General features: G+C 36.3%; 16 protein-coding genes. 9 read left to right on the forward strand and 7 right to left on the reverse strand.

Features of this window, described 5'->3' with window-relative positions; translation table 11 throughout:
• Positions 1 to 22 precede the first annotated feature (22 nt).
• Together LZZ90_RS13575 and LZZ90_RS13580 are read left to right on the forward strand one after the other, a co-directional pair.
• The gene (locus LZZ90_RS13575) at positions 23 to 244 is read left to right on the forward strand and encodes a hypothetical protein (RefSeq protein WP_237791250.1); all 222 of its coding nucleotides are present in this window, start codon (positions 23 to 25) and stop codon (positions 242 to 244) included.
• A 37-nt stretch (positions 245 to 281) separates the two neighbouring features.
• On the forward strand, positions 282 to 944 hold the full coding sequence (locus LZZ90_RS13580) for a hypothetical protein (RefSeq protein WP_237791251.1): 663 nt from the start codon (positions 282 to 284) through the stop codon (positions 942 to 944).
• 46 nt (positions 945 to 990) lie between these two features.
• Here the strand turns inward: LZZ90_RS13580 and prfA are convergent, their stop codons facing one another.
• Positions 991 to 2,064 carry a peptide chain release factor 1 gene (gene prfA, locus LZZ90_RS13585; RefSeq protein WP_237791252.1) on the reverse strand — a complete coding sequence of 358 codons (1,074 nt, stop codon included), beginning with the start codon at positions 2,062 to 2,064 and terminating at the stop codon, positions 991 to 993.
• A 139-nt stretch (positions 2,065 to 2,203) separates the two neighbouring features.
• On the opposite strand from prfA, the gene LZZ90_RS13590 reads away from it, so the two are divergent.
• A complete protein-coding gene (locus LZZ90_RS13590; protein ID WP_237791253.1) occupies positions 2,204 to 2,716 on the forward strand; it encodes a DUF6265 family protein in 513 nt (170 codons plus the stop codon).
• A 72-nt stretch (positions 2,717 to 2,788) separates the two neighbouring features.
• Here the strand turns inward: LZZ90_RS13590 and LZZ90_RS13595 are convergent, their stop codons facing one another.
• Both LZZ90_RS13595 and LZZ90_RS13600 read right to left on the reverse strand, forming a co-directional pair.
• On the reverse strand, positions 2,789 to 4,252 hold the full coding sequence (locus LZZ90_RS13595; protein ID WP_237791254.1) for an aminoacyl-histidine dipeptidase: 1,464 nt from the start codon (positions 4,250 to 4,252) through the stop codon (positions 2,789 to 2,791).
• A 91-nt stretch (positions 4,253 to 4,343) separates the two neighbouring features.
• Positions 4,344 to 4,628 carry a (2Fe-2S) ferredoxin domain-containing protein gene (locus LZZ90_RS13600; RefSeq protein WP_237791255.1) on the reverse strand — a complete coding sequence of 95 codons (285 nt, stop codon included), beginning with the start codon at positions 4,626 to 4,628 and terminating at the stop codon, positions 4,344 to 4,346.
• A gap of 212 nt (positions 4,629 to 4,840) precedes the next feature.
• On the opposite strand from LZZ90_RS13600, the gene LZZ90_RS13605 reads away from it, so the two are divergent.
• Positions 4,841 to 5,902: a DUF3810 domain-containing protein gene (locus LZZ90_RS13605; RefSeq protein ID WP_237791256.1), complete on the forward strand. Its 1,062-nt coding sequence runs from the start codon at positions 4,841 to 4,843 to the stop codon at positions 5,900 to 5,902.
• Positions 5,903 to 5,926: 24 nt separating this feature from the next.
• On the opposite strand, the gene LZZ90_RS13610 is transcribed toward LZZ90_RS13605, so the two are convergent.
• Positions 5,927 to 7,231 carry an NAD(P)/FAD-dependent oxidoreductase gene (locus LZZ90_RS13610; RefSeq protein WP_237791257.1) on the reverse strand — a complete coding sequence of 435 codons (1,305 nt, stop codon included), beginning with the start codon at positions 7,229 to 7,231 and terminating at the stop codon, positions 5,927 to 5,929.
• 220 nt (positions 7,232 to 7,451) lie between these two features.
• On the opposite strand from LZZ90_RS13610, the gene LZZ90_RS13615 reads away from it, so the two are divergent.
• From LZZ90_RS13615 to LZZ90_RS13625, 3 genes are read left to right on the forward strand one after another with little or no spacing between them, the layout of a single operon-like run.
• Positions 7,452 to 7,946, forward strand: coding sequence for an RNA polymerase sigma factor (locus LZZ90_RS13615; protein ID WP_237791258.1), 495 nt, complete (start codon positions 7,452 to 7,454; stop codon positions 7,944 to 7,946).
• 13 nt (positions 7,947 to 7,959) lie between these two features.
• Positions 7,960 to 8,601: a hypothetical protein gene (locus LZZ90_RS13620; RefSeq protein ID WP_237791259.1), complete on the forward strand. Its 642-nt coding sequence runs from the start codon at positions 7,960 to 7,962 to the stop codon at positions 8,599 to 8,601.
• A gap of 1 nt (position 8,602) precedes the next feature.
• A complete protein-coding gene (locus LZZ90_RS13625) occupies positions 8,603 to 9,457 on the forward strand; it encodes a TraB/GumN family protein (protein ID WP_237791260.1) in 855 nt (284 codons plus the stop codon).
• A 36-nt stretch (positions 9,458 to 9,493) separates the two neighbouring features.
• Here LZZ90_RS13625 and LZZ90_RS13630 read toward each other — a convergent pair whose 3' ends face one another.
• Positions 9,494 to 10,309 (reverse strand): 1-acyl-sn-glycerol-3-phosphate acyltransferase, encoded by an 816-nt coding sequence (locus tag LZZ90_RS13630; RefSeq protein ID WP_237791261.1) that lies wholly within the window; start codon positions 10,307 to 10,309, stop codon positions 9,494 to 9,496.
• Between the two features lie 55 nt (positions 10,310 to 10,364).
• Positions 10,365 to 11,003, reverse strand: coding sequence for a CoA pyrophosphatase (locus LZZ90_RS13635; RefSeq protein ID WP_237791262.1), 639 nt, complete (start codon positions 11,001 to 11,003; stop codon positions 10,365 to 10,367).
• An 80-nt stretch (positions 11,004 to 11,083) separates the two neighbouring features.
• Between LZZ90_RS13635 and LZZ90_RS13640 the strand changes: the two genes are divergently transcribed.
• Complete coding sequence (locus LZZ90_RS13640; RefSeq protein WP_237791263.1) at positions 11,084 to 11,527, forward strand: DUF4268 domain-containing protein; 444 nt, start codon at positions 11,084 to 11,086, stop codon at positions 11,525 to 11,527.
• A 4-nt stretch (positions 11,528 to 11,531) separates the two neighbouring features.
• Here the strand turns inward: LZZ90_RS13640 and LZZ90_RS13645 are convergent, their stop codons facing one another.
• Entirely contained in the window at positions 11,532 to 12,767 is a 1,236-nt protein-coding gene (locus tag LZZ90_RS13645; RefSeq protein WP_237791264.1) for a glycosyltransferase, read from the reverse strand.
• Between the two features lie 68 nt (positions 12,768 to 12,835).
• Here LZZ90_RS13645 and LZZ90_RS13650 point away from each other — a divergent pair, with 68 nt between their 5' ends.
• Entirely contained in the window at positions 12,836 to 13,417 is a 582-nt protein-coding gene (locus LZZ90_RS13650) for a tRNA-(ms[2]io[6]A)-hydroxylase (RefSeq protein WP_237791265.1), read from the forward strand.
• Positions 13,418 to 13,447 lie beyond the last annotated feature (30 nt).

The following is a 13,447-nucleotide window of genomic DNA, read 5'->3' on the forward strand; positions in this document are numbered from 1 at the left end:
GCGCTAACAAAATACCACAACTATGATACGAATAAAAAAATCAACAGGAATTTTAAAAAAAATGAACTTGAAAACAATTTTAGGTCTCATGTTCAAGACATTTAAAACAAGAAGAATCAAAAGTGCTAACGATTTAAAAAACAAAAAGCAGGAAACTACCCCTGAAGATAAAAAATCATTTTATGACAGCCTTTCAAATTTAGCACTTATCAATGAAACGCTATTTCAAAGCCATTCGTTATAAAAAGTAACCTATTCAACACAATTTAAATCTTAAAACTATGAAAAATGCAACCTTTTATATTGCGGTAGCAACACTTGTAACTGCAATGACTTCGTGTAAAGATGAAAAAAAAGAATTCGCTACTACAACAGTAAATGAGTATGTAGCCTATGTGGACTCCCTAAGTGAAACAGATTCTAAAGAAGCAATTCAGAATTGGGAAGAAATTGAAGCTACTACCAACTTAAAAAAGAATAAAGCCGAAAATGCCGTAGCCGAAGTTTCCGATAAAACAGATTATGAAAACAAAATAAGTGCCACATCAACCAAATACGATGAATTTAGAGTTAGCGTTGAAACAGAAAAACAAAAAACAGAAGCCGTCAACCCTAAAAAAACTTTGCGAAAATCACTATTTAGAGATGTTGAAATTGGGGATGACATGAATTTTAATTGGGTAAACAAAGATAATATCGCCAATGTTTATGACAATTTCGTAACTACTGTTTCCAATAATAAAGATTCTTATTCCCGTGAAGACTGGGATGAAATTAAATTGCTATATGAAGCCCTTGATGCCCACAAAAATACGGTAGAGAAAAATGGTTTATCCGGTAAAGACAATACAAAAATTTCTGGATTGAAAATCAAATTCTCCACTATGTACCGTCTTAACAGAATCGGAGCCAAATCAGAAGAAAATGCAACCGCCAAACAGTAATAATTCGGTATAAAAAAAGCGAGGTGAATTCACCTCGCTTTTTTATTTAAAATACTTCGCTTTCTTTAAGTTTCTCGGTATTTGCTACCAATTGAAGTTCGTCGATCATCTTCTGAAGGTTTCCATTCATAAAACCATCCAAGTCGAAGATACTCAAACCAATACGGTGATCAGTGATTCGACCTTGCGCATAGTTATACGTACGGATTTTCGCCGAACGGTCACCTGAACTTACCTGAGAATTACGTTTTTTCGCATCTTCTTCCTGCTTTTTGGCAAGCTCCATTTCATACAAACGCGAACGTAAAACCGTTAAGGCTTTGTCTTTATTTTTGTGCTGTGATTTCTCATCCTGACACTGTGCCACCAAACCTGTTGGAATGTGCGTCATACGAACCGCTGATTTTGTGGTATTTACCGACTGACCTCCAGGACCTGAGGAACAGAAAAAGTCGATACGTACATCGTTCATATCAATCTGAACATCAAACTCTTCAGCTTCCGGAAGCACCATTACCGTTGCTGCCGATGTATGAACACGTCCTTGAGTTTCCGTTTGAGGAACACGTTGTACGCGGTGTACACCTGCTTCAAACTTCAAGGTTCCGTAAACGTCTTCTCCGGTTACTTCAAAAATTACCTCTTTGAATCCTCCTGAAGTTCCTTCGTTCAAATCTACCACAGAAGTTCTCCAACCTTTGTTTTCACAGTATTTGGTATACATACGGAACAAATCTCCTGCAAAAATTGAAGCTTCGTCTCCACCAGTTCCCGCACGGATTTCGACCATTACGTTTTTCGCGTCTTCAGGATCTTTCGGGATCAGCATGAACTTGATCTCTTCTTCTAATTGCGGTAAACGCTCTTGTGCTTCGTCTAACTGCATTTTAGCCATTTCTACCATTTCCGCATCAGAACCATCAGCGATGATTTCCTTAGCTTCTTTGATATTTCCGTCGATATTGATGTATTCCTCGCGTTTTTCAACCAAGGCTTTCAAATCTTTGTATTCTTTATTCAATTGAACATAACGCTTTTGATCGGCGATAACATCGGGCTGAATAATCAAATCCGAGATTTCGTCAAAGCGCTGTTTTACATATTGCAATCTGTCTAACATAGTAATTTCCTCCTGTTTTGGAAGTGCAAAATTACGAAAAAAATCGGTTCAAAAAATAGTAGAAAAATGGCTTGGTTTTTTTTGCAAAATAATTAACGTTTTCTCTACCTTTAACCCGTCAAATAACCTAAATGAAATAATGAAAAAAACGACGTTACTTTTAGCTGCTTTTGCGGTTGTTTCGTGTCATGAAAGAAATGAAAGTTCCGCACAGTACGGAGAGCCGCAGGAGATCGAAACCAAAACCTATGAACAGTTGGAAAAAGTAAACTGGCTTGTGGGCGAATGGGGAAACACAACTCCTGAAGGGGATTTAACCGAAACATGGTCGCAATTAAACGACAGTACCTTAACCGGAAAAACAATTTTCATGGCCGGAAAAGACACTTTGTTTACCGAAACCATTGAAATTGTACAAGTTAATGACAGTTTATTGTACAACACTAAAGTTTCAAACCAAAATGAAGGAAAAGCGGTTTCATTCAAAGCATCAAGTATTGAAGAGAACCAAATTGTGTTCGAAAATCCAAAACATGATTTTCCTCAAAAAATCACATACAATAAAATCTCAGCCGATAGTTTAGTTGCCGAAATTTCCGGAATGAAAGAAGGAAAAGAAAGCAAGGAAAGTTATCCGATGAAGAAAAAATAATTCTTTATAAAAAAACAAAAGGCTTTTCAAAATTGAAAAGCCTTTTGTAATTATTCTGAAAACTGATTCTTTTTAATTTTTCATTGGAATGTTTTCCAAAATCTCCATCACAAATTTCCAGTATTTCTGAGCGGAAGAAATCGATGCTCTCTCATCCGGGCTGTGTGCTCCTTTGATGGTTGGACCAAAAGAAATCATATCCATATCCGGATAATTGGTTCCTAAGATTCCACACTCTAAACCTGCGTGACAAGCTACTACATGAGCTTTTGATCCGTTTTGTTTTTCGTAGATGGAAGTAAGCACATCTAAAATCGGTGAACTTACATTTGGTGTCCAACCTGGGTAAGAACCTGCAAAAGTAACTTCACATCCGAACAATTCAAAAGCTGAACGTAAAGCATTCGCCAAATCAAATTTTGATGATTCTACCGAAGAACGCGTTAAATTCTGAATCGAGATTTCTCCGTCTTTCACAATTACACGGGCAATATTGTTGGAAGTTTCCACCAAGTTTTCCATATCGGCACTCATTCTGTAAACACCGTTATGAGCTGCGTAAATAGAGCGAAGCAATCCTTCCTGAACCCCTAAATCCATAACTTTTGAAGGCAAATCAGATTTAACGATTTCGATGGTTAGGTTTTTCTCCGTGGCTTTGTATTCGAATTTGATATCATTGATGATTTCCTGCATATCGAACACGAAAGCCTCATCGTACATTTCCGCGATGATTACTTTGGCAACACTCTCACGCGGAATAGCGTTACGCAAACTTCCCCCGTTAATTTCTGCTATCTGTAAACCAAAATTCTCAAAACCATCAAATAATAAACGGTTCATGATTTTATTCGCGTTTCCTAAACCTTTATCGATGTCCATTCCGGAGTGCCCTCCATTCAAACCTTTTACAGTAATGGTATAACCTACTGAACCTTCCGGTGTTTCTTCTTCTTCATAAGAACGAACCGCTGTTACGTCTACTCCACCGGCACAACCGATATCGATTTCGTCATCTTCTTCCGTATCTAAATTTAAAAGGATTTGACCGTCTAACAAACCTCCTTTTAATCCCATTGCTCCGGTCATTCCGGTTTCTTCATCAATGGTAAATAACGCTTCAATAGCCGGATGCTTGATGTCTTTACTTTCTAAAATCGCCATGATTGTAGCAACACCCAAACCGTTATCGGCACCTAAAGTGGTTCCTTTTGCACGAACCCAGTCACCATCCACATACATTTCAATTCCTTGGGTGTCAAAATCGAAAACGGTATCGTTGTTTTTTTGGTGTACCATATCCAAATGCGATTGCATTACAATGGTTTTACGGTTTTCCATTCCTGCAGAAGCCGGTTTTTTGATGATTACGTTACCAACTTCGTCTTTGATGGTTTCCAATCCTAATTTCTGACCGAATTCCATCATGAAAGCAATTACACGCTCTTCTTTTTTAGACGGGCGCGGAACCGCATTCAGGTCTGCAAATTTGTTCCAAAGCGCTTTCGGCTCAAGATTTCTTACTTCCTGGCTCATTATAGTTTGTTTAGTGTTTAAGAGTTAAATAATTCAAAGTGGGTCAAAGTTACGAAGTTTTGTAACGATCAGGCCGATAAATTCAAAGAAATTATTCGTGATTCAGAAGCCTGGCATGGGCCACATGTTCTTCAAAAAGCTGAGGGATTTTTTTCTCGGAAACTTCACCATACCACACATTATCCGGCTGAAAACCAATTACCGGAGCACATTTGCAGTTATCGGTACAATGAATCTTGATTAGTTCCACTTCGCCTTTCATCTCGGTTTGTTTAATCAGTCCGCGAAAAACCTTGCGGTTGTGTTTGTTTTCTTTACCGCATTTGCTTCCGTCACAGAACAGAATGGCTTTTTTTCGCATCTCTAACTTCTTCATTACACTGGTTTTGAGTGGTTCTTCAGTCTTACAAATTTACGATAAGTGTTTGACTATTAAGTTTAGTTTCTGAATTTTATTAATTTTTAACCATATAAGTTTTTAGATCTTATCCAATATCAATCCTCTTATATGACTTATATGTTTCATTTTTTCAGTATTTTAAAAAATGACTTTAGATTTTCATTTCTATCTTTAGCAAAATTTCCCCGATGAACCGAAAATTGATTTTACCGTTGTTTCTTTTAGTACAGCTAATCGGATTGCGTATTCTTTCCTTATTTCCTGAAACTGTGGAACGGTTTTACAGCAACGGCTTCTATCCTATCCTATCCAAAATTTCCAGAATCACTTTAGGAAATATTTCATTTTCGGTTGGTGATGTGATTTATGGGATTGCTCTTTTCTTTCTGCTTAAATGGTTTTGGAAACAACGTAAAACATGGAAATCAGAATGGAAATCTAACTTTTTGACCCTGATCGGTTATGTATCGATTTTTTACTTTTTGTTTAATGTGCTTTGGGCTCTGAATTATTTAAGGATTCCGATGTATCAGAAGTTAAACATCGAACGTGAATATTCTCAAAAAGACTTGCTGCTATTTACCAAACAGCTAATTGTAAAAACAAATGCACTTCATTCACAATTAGCTAAAAATGATTCAGTTAAAATAGTTATTCCCTATACTCAGGAACAAATTTTTGAAAAAGCACAAAACGGTTACGATGAACTTGCTAAAATTTATCCTTATCTGACTTACAGAGATCATTCGGTAAAACCTTCATTAATAAGTTTGCCGTTGACTTATATGGGATTTGGTGGTTATCTCAATCCTTTTACCAATGAAGCGCAAGTTAACGATAGGGTTCCTAAGCACAATTTTGTGGTAACCACAGCCCACGAAATGTCGCACCAAATCGGTATCGGTTCGGAAAGTGAGGCAAATTTTGTGGGTTTTATGGCAACGATTTACAATGATGATTTGTACTTCAATTATTGTGGATATTCGTATGCTTTGCGTTATTGTTTGGGAAATATGGAAAATTTTCAAGAAGGTTCAACTAAAGAATTGATCTCTGAAATTCATCCGGGAATTTTGAAAGATTTTGAAGAAACGCAACAATTTTGGGACAGCCATCAAACGTTTATCGATGTTGTTTTTCATTCTTTTTACGATAAATTTCTAAAAATCAATCAACAAAAAGACGGTTTGGAAAGTTACAGCAAGTTTGTGGATTTGATGGTGAATTATTATAAAACAAAAAAGCTTTAAGTACTAACCTAAAGCTTTTCGATATTAAATCTCATCCGTTGTAAAACTCTGAATATTTTTCTTTTTGTACGGTCGAATAATCAATCGGCCTTCTCTATCGAATTTAATGTAATTGTAGACCCAATTCATTAGCACGACTGCTTTGTTTTTAAAGCCAATCAGGGAAAACAAATGCACAAACATCCAGACAAACCAAGCAAAAACACCGTGAAAATGAACTTTTGGCAAATCGACAACGGCTTTGTTTCGTCCAATGGTTGCCATCGAACCTTTGTCGTTGTATTCGAAAGGTTTCATCGGTTTATTTTTAATTACATTAATTAGGTTTTCTGCCAGTAGGTTCCCTTGTTGTATGGCAGGCTGAGCCATCATCGGATGACCGTACGGATTTTTTTCTGAAGCCATTGAGGCAATATCCCCAACAGCAAAAATGTTGTCATACCCCAACACCTGATTGTACTCGTTTACCTTAATACGGTCGGCACGTTCAATTAGGGAATCAGATTGCAATCCACTTATTAAAGCTCCTTTTACACCTGCGGCCCAAATAACAGTTGCTGTATCAAAAGTTAAATCGGAATTGGTAGTAATGGTGCGCCCGTCGTAATTGGTTACACGAACATTTTTCCAGATACTTACTCCTAAACTGTGCAAAAACTTTTCTGCACTTTCCGAAGATTTTACAGTCATTGCATCTAGTAACCGATCACTTCCCTGCACTAAATGAATTCCCATTTTTCGAATGTCTAAATCAGGGTAATCTTTGGGAAGAATGGCCTTCTTCATTTCTGCCAAAGCTCCGGCTAACTCTACTCCGGTTGGCCCACCTCCTACGATTACGAAATTCATTAAGGCATTACGTTCGGCAATATCATTGGTTAAAGTAGCTTGTTCAAAATTTTCCAGAATTAAACTTCGGATGTTGAGTGACTGCGGAATGGTTTTCATCGCCATGCTGTAATTCTCGATGTCTTTGTTTCCAAAATAATTGGTTTTGGAACCTGTGGCAATTACCAGATAGTCGTAATGTAAATCGCCAATATCGGCCAAGACTTTTTTATTTTCAGTGTCGATGTTTTTCACATTGGCCAATCGGAAGTAAAAATCAGTGTATTCCTGAACTACTTTTCGGATGGGATAAGCAATTGAACCTGCTTCAAGACCGCCTGTGGCCACCTGATATAGCAATGGTTGAAAAGTATGGTAATTGTGTTTGTCTAAAAGAACTACCTGTACGTTTTTATTTTTGAGTTTTTTGGCTAAGCTGATTCCGGCAAAACCACCGCCAATAATAACGATGCGCGGAAAACTGGAACGGGGAATATTCATTTTTGAATAGCAAAATTGATTTCTATAAAGTTACGAAGTTTCTTTAAGTAACAGAAGAAAGTTTAAAAAATGTACTACCGTTTGAAGCTAGCCCCGATGGAAGCGGCACCTTGTAAAGCGGACAGCGGGAATATGGAAGAAAAAACGCGCAAAAGTATTGCTCCTTCAAATAAAAACTTCAAATTTGTAACATTAGGTGAAATTTTAACACTAATCGTTTATGAATTCGAGTTTAGAGCAATCCTTTGTATCACAATTGCAGGAACATCAGAATATAATCCACAAAATCTGTAGGTTATATACCTCTGATGAAGATGCGCACAAAGATCTTTTTCAGGAAATCACTATTCAGCTCTGGAAAGCCTTCCCTCAATTTCGTGGCGAGGCAAAATTTACCACTTGGGCCTATCGGGTAGCTTTAAACACGGCTATTACGCTTTACCGAAAGAAGACAAAATCTGTCAGTACCATTGAGTTTGACAGTAAAATTCACAAATTCAGCCACGACGAATACAATTACGAAGAAGAAGAGCAGATTAAACTTTTATACAAAGCAGTTCATCAGCTTAATGATATTGAAAAAGCATTGGTTTTTATGTATCTGGAAGACAAAGACTACACAGAAATAGCAGAAACACTGGGAATTAGTGAAGTGAATGCAAGGGTGAAAATGAACCGAATCAAAGGAAAATTAAAGAAAATAGTAAATCCGTAAGGAACAGGGAAATATGGACGAGTTAGATTTATTAAAAAAAGACTGGAAGAAAAACGAAAACCAGTTTCCGAAAATATCAGAAAAGGAGATTTATTCAATGTTGCATAAGAAGTCATCTTCTATTGTAAAGTGGATTTTCATTATCAGTGTGCTTGAAATTATCTTGTGGAGCGCTATAAGTTTTTTCACCACAGACGACAAAAGCAACAAAATGCTTGAAATATACCACATCAAAACGATTTTGGATGTAATTATGGTCATCAACTACGGAGTGATCGTGTTTTTCATCTATTTGTTTTACAAAAACTTTAGAAGCATTGATGCTACCGACAATGTTAAATCTTTGATGAAAAACATTTTACGTACCCGAAAAACGGTTCAATATTATATTTGGTACAATTTAGCCATAATGGCAATTACATTTATCATTGTACTGACAGGCACAATAAAATACGACAATCGTTTTACACAAATTGCGCATCAGGTTTCCGGAAGTGATAAAAACCTTGTTTTCTGGATATTCTTAACAGGGATTTCTTTAGTTTTCCTTGTGGTTTTCCTTGTGGTTTTCTGGTTATTCTACCGATTAATTTACGGTTTTTTGTTAAGAAGACTTCACAAGAATTACGAAGAGTTAAAAAAAATAGATTTATAAGATGAAAAAACTGATTTTAAGCGCTTTAGTTTTAGGATCACTGTCTTTACAGGCTCAAAAGCTAGACAATTCCCTGCTTTGGAAAATATCCGGTAAGGATTTGGCCAAGCCTTCCTATTTGTTCGGAACAATCCACATGACTTGTGATGCTTCTTTAAAGGAATCGGTTAAAAAAGCTATGGATGCTACGAGCCAATTGTATCTTGAACTTGATATGGACGACCCTTCCATGCAAACAAAGATGATGAGTGGAATAATGATGAAAAATGGATCTACCCTTTCCTCTTTATGCAGTGCTGAAGATTTTAAAATTGTAGATGAGTTTTTAACCAAAAATATAGGTTATTCTGCAAAACTTCTAAATACGGTTAAGCCATTTTTCATCAGTGCAATGTTGTATCCGAAAATGATTAATTGTCCGATGCAATCGATTGAAAATGAATTAATGAAGCTCAGCAAAGAACAAAACGAAGAAATTTTCGGTTTGGAATCCCCGGAAGACCAGATGCTTGTTTTTGATGCAATTCCTTATAAGGATCAAATGAATGAGCTAATTAAAACCGCTAAAAATAACTTAGAAAATGATAAAAAAGAAATTCAGAAACTTCTGGAGGTTTATAAAACTGAAGATCTGAATGCCATGATTGAACTTTCCAGAAAATCTGATAATGTAATCTCTTCAAAATACGAAGACGATTTGCTAACTAAGAGAAACAAAAACTGGATTTCAAAAATTACAGAGGTTTCTAAAGCCAAACCTACTTTCTTTGGTGTGGGTGCAGCGCACTTAGGCGGTGAGAACGGAGTAATTATGCTTTTGCGAAAAGCAGGCTACAAAGTCGAAGCAGTAAAATAAAAAAGAGGCTTAGGCCTCTTTTTTATTTTGTATCATTTAGTAATTCCATTGACGCTGACGGTCCAATTCTTGCATTTCATCAATGTCTTCCTGAGGAATAACTTTTAAAAACGATTGATGTTGCTCGATTGCATATTCAATTTTTTCAACGATTTCTTCAATGGTTTCGTTTTCATAATCGATTTGCAAAGGCTCTTTAACGATAAAAGATTGAAGAATACCTTTCTTTTTTAAACGAAGGCCTTTTCGGTCGAAAGAACGTCTAAAACCGTCGATCACAATGGGCACCACTATCGGTTTATGCTGTTTAATAATATGAGCCGTTCCTTTACGAACCGGTTTAAATGAACGGGTTGTTCCCTGCGGAAAAGTAATTACCCAACCGTCAGCTAAAGCAATTTTTATATTTTCGGTATCGTTTAGATTTACTTCTTTTCGTTCGTGTTCGGCAACGTCTTTTCCTCCTGCTCTCCATGTACGCTCCACGGTAATTGCTCCTACATAAGATAAAATTCTTGGCAAAAACCCAGACTGCATGGTTTCTTTGGCAGCAACATAGTAAATATTCAGTTTCGGCCGCCATAAATATCCGATATTACGAATATTGTCTTCGCGCCCTTTTAAACTTGCATTGAATACGTGAAACATCGCAACCACATCAGCAAAATAAGTTTGATGATTGGAAATGAACAATACGTTTTTATCGGGAAGTGCTCGGATAATTTCCGAACCATCTATATGCAACTGATTAAAACCACGGTAACGTCTGTGCGTAAGTGCTCCAAAAATGCGAATCAGCCAGGTTTTAATAAAAAGTATATGACCAAAAGGATTTCTTTTAAACAATCCCATAATTTTTGTTAATTAAGTTCTAAAAAAGAGGTGCAAATTTAAACATTTAATTCATTTAGAGCACTTTTCTAATAGTTTCTTTAAGTTCACTCATCATCATGGCCGTGGCGCCCCAAACCACATATTTATCAACGTTAAAAACCGGAACACTTATATTACTGGCATAAGAAGTAGACATCACTACTTGCGTTATGATCGAATCATCCAAAAGCTCACGTAAGGGCAACTCTAATATTTTTTTCACCTCATAAGGACTTGGATAAAACTGTATTTCATCATGCACCACGCCTAAAAAAGGGGAAACCAGAAAATTACTTGGCGGAATATAAAGTTCACTGAAAGGCTTTATTACTTGAACTGTTTCAGGTTTCACACCTATTTCCTCATGGGTTTCTCTTAGTGCGGTGTGCTTTAAATCGATGTCGGTCACTTCTACTTTTCCTCCGGGGAATGCTATTTGTGAAGCATGAATCCCGGGGTAAGAATTACGAACAATCAACACCAGATGCGCTTCGTTGTTTTTAGGGTATAGAAGCATCATCACTGCAGCCCTACGCGGATTTTTATCCAAATAGTCCTGAGATGACAACGAAGAAACTCTTTCCAACGGAGCCATTTTCATGTGCGCTTCTACAGAAAGTAACTTTTCTTTTTCTATTTTTGGCAAGTATTTTAAAAAATCCAGAAAATCCATTTTTTAGTTTACAAAATTTAGGGAACCAACTATAAAGTTACCGCTAAAATTAGTTTTAACAAACTTTTACTCAAAGAATTATGTTCAGTAAAGAAGAAGCACAACGCATAAAAAAAGAATTTTGGACAGCCTTTGCAGAGACTTATCCAAGGAAATGGCTGTTATACGACACCAAAATAAAAGACTTCTCTTTCAAATTTTATATCGACAATAAAAAGGCTCAGGTTTTAATCGATATTGAATGCCGTGACGATGAAAAAAGAAAGATTTACTACGAGAAAATCGAATCTTTGAAAACAATCTTACTGGAAGAATTTATACCGGAAGCCATTTTTGAACGCAATTTCTATCTCGAAACCGGTCATGTTAACAGTCGTATTTGGGTTGAAAAAACAGGAATCAGTCTTTATAACAAAGCTACATGGGAGGAAATTTTCGACTTTTTCAACGAAAATATGGATGCCTTTGAGCGTTTCTTTTATGAATATCAAGATTATATTAGTGATTTAGAAATCAACACTTAAGAAACTACTTCTTGTTCTTTTCTTCAATCCACTTAGACATATAACGCGTGCTTTGCATAGTATGATGCTGTAACATTGCTCCGATAAAATTCTGAAATCTGTGCTTGTTTAAATTATTCAATAAAAAATCGATTTTTAGTTTCAAATCGTTTAGAAAATCACTTGAGGAAAACCGCTCACAAATAATTTTAAAACCATTTTCTTGTGTTGCTGTCCAAGCTGTTTTATTGGTATAAAGTTCCAGAGCAGCATCAATAAATTTATTGTTATCATCGGCAATTATTCCACTCCAAGTAAGCTTGCCTGCCATTGCTTCGGCTCCTATAGTGGTTGTAATTGAGGGAGTTCCATAAATCATTGCCTCTAATAATTTTCCTTTTATTCCTGCACCAAAACGAATTGGAGCCAACAGAACTCTTGCCTGTTCAATAACTTTTTGTGAATTTTCAGCTCTTCCTTTGATTAAAAAACGTTCCTTTGGATTGTTTAACTGAAACACTTTCTGACTAGGATAAGCTCCATAAATTAGCATAACTGCATCAGGAATCTTTTTACTGAGCTCAGGCCAAATCTCATTTTTTAGCACTTGTACACAATTCCAATTTGGTTCATGAAGAAAGTTTCCTATAAAAACAAAATCCTTTTTTTCTTCAAACGATAACTCAGCGGAATTATTCATCAAAGAGTCATCAACTAATAAAGGAAGGTAGAATAATAGTTCCTCATTCACTTTAAAAAAGTCTTTTAGCAACTCCAGCTCATATTCAGAAATAATCAAGGCAAGGTCACAACGAAAGATGCTGGCAATTTCCCTTTTTGCAATTTCTGAAAAAAGCAATTCTTCTGAAAAGCAGATGTTTTTCTTATACGCTTCTCTTCGCGCATGTCTCAAACAATGCAAATCCTCAGTATCTAAAATTTTGAGTGCTTGAGGGCAGTTTATATCCATGCGCCAACCAAATTGTTCCTCAACCATAAACCGATCAAACAAAACAACATCAGGTTGAAGTTCAGAAACAAAAACATCAAAAGAACTGTCATTCAATTGAACTGCATGCGTTTGAATCTCAAACATTTTCAAATCTAGTGCATATTCAGAATCTAGTGCAGTACTGGAATAAATCACCTCGTAACCAATGGATTGAAAAAAAACAATTAGCTGGAGCATTCTACTTCCAGCCGCTGAAGATTTGGGTTCAACCCAAACTGAACTGATGACTAAGAGTTTCGGTTTTTGCATCTCCAAAAATAGTTAGCATCAGTCAATAAATCCAAAAAAGGGTTTACTTTTGTATAAAATTTTAGAAAATGTTAGGTTTAAAATTAGCTACCGACCCACGTTGGGTTAATATTGTAGAATCCAATATCGAAGAAATTCTAACCGATCATGCCTGGTGTGAACAAAAAGCAGCATCAAATGCGATATACATCATCATCAACAACGCTGAAAAGCCAGATTTGGTTGCCGAAATGACCAATATTGCTATTGAAGAAATGGAACATTTCAGAATGGTCATCAACATCATTAAAGAACGTGGATTGACTTTAGGTCGAGAGCGTAAAGACGATTATGTAAACGATCTGGTAAAATTTTGCAGAAAAGACGGTAGCAGAGAGGATGCCTTAATTGAGCGTTTACTCTTCGCTGCTATGATTGAAGCTCGCAGTTGTGAGCGCTTCCGCGTAATATCCCAAAATATTGAAGACCAGGAATTAGCCAAATTCTACCACGATTTAATGGTTAGTGAAGCTGGTCATTACACCACATTTTTGAAATTTGCCAAACAATATGCCGGAAAAGTCGACGTTGATAAACGTTGGAAAGAATGGCTGGAGTATGAGGCTACGGTAATTGCCAAATACGGAAAAAAAGAAACCATTCACGGGTAATAAAATCCATAATTCACTTTAAACCAGTCA

The sequence above is a fragment of the Flavobacterium sp. SM15 genome (assembly GCF_022012335.1).
Taxonomy (GTDB): Bacteria; Bacteroidota; Bacteroidia; order Flavobacteriales; family Flavobacteriaceae; genus Flavobacterium.

Bases quoted from the DNA above. Each gene is read 5' to 3' on its own strand.
- LZZ90_RS13575 (WP_237791250.1), top strand. From the start codon at position 23: ATGATACGAATAAAAAAATCAACAGGAATTTTAAAAAAAATGAACTTG.
- LZZ90_RS13580 (WP_237791251.1), top strand. From the start codon at position 282: ATGAAAAATGCAACCTTTTATATTGCGGTAGCAACACTTGTAACTGCA.
- prfA (WP_237791252.1), bottom strand. From the start codon at position 2,064: ATGTTAGACAGATTGCAATATGTAAAACAGCGCTTTGACGAAATCTCG.
- LZZ90_RS13590 (WP_237791253.1), top strand. From the start codon at position 2,204: ATGAAAAAAACGACGTTACTTTTAGCTGCTTTTGCGGTTGTTTCGTGT.
- LZZ90_RS13595 (WP_237791254.1), bottom strand. From the start codon at position 4,252: ATGAGCCAGGAAGTAAGAAATCTTGAGCCGAAAGCGCTTTGGAACAAA.
- LZZ90_RS13600 (WP_237791255.1), bottom strand. From the start codon at position 4,628: ATGAAGAAGTTAGAGATGCGAAAAAAAGCCATTCTGTTCTGTGACGGA.
- LZZ90_RS13605 (WP_237791256.1), top strand. From the start codon at position 4,841: ATGAACCGAAAATTGATTTTACCGTTGTTTCTTTTAGTACAGCTAATC.
- LZZ90_RS13610 (WP_237791257.1), bottom strand. From the start codon at position 7,231: ATGAATATTCCCCGTTCCAGTTTTCCGCGCATCGTTATTATTGGCGGT.
- LZZ90_RS13615 (WP_237791258.1), top strand. From the start codon at position 7,452: ATGAATTCGAGTTTAGAGCAATCCTTTGTATCACAATTGCAGGAACAT.
- LZZ90_RS13620 (WP_237791259.1), top strand. From the start codon at position 7,960: ATGGACGAGTTAGATTTATTAAAAAAAGACTGGAAGAAAAACGAAAAC.
- LZZ90_RS13625 (WP_237791260.1), top strand. From the start codon at position 8,603: ATGAAAAAACTGATTTTAAGCGCTTTAGTTTTAGGATCACTGTCTTTA.
- LZZ90_RS13630 (WP_237791261.1), bottom strand. From the start codon at position 10,309: ATGGGATTGTTTAAAAGAAATCCTTTTGGTCATATACTTTTTATTAAA.
- LZZ90_RS13635 (WP_237791262.1), bottom strand. From the start codon at position 11,003: ATGGATTTTCTGGATTTTTTAAAATACTTGCCAAAAATAGAAAAAGAA.
- LZZ90_RS13640 (WP_237791263.1), top strand. From the start codon at position 11,084: ATGTTCAGTAAAGAAGAAGCACAACGCATAAAAAAAGAATTTTGGACA.
- LZZ90_RS13645 (WP_237791264.1), bottom strand. From the start codon at position 12,767: ATGCAAAAACCGAAACTCTTAGTCATCAGTTCAGTTTGGGTTGAACCC.
- LZZ90_RS13650 (WP_237791265.1), top strand. From the start codon at position 12,836: ATGTTAGGTTTAAAATTAGCTACCGACCCACGTTGGGTTAATATTGTA.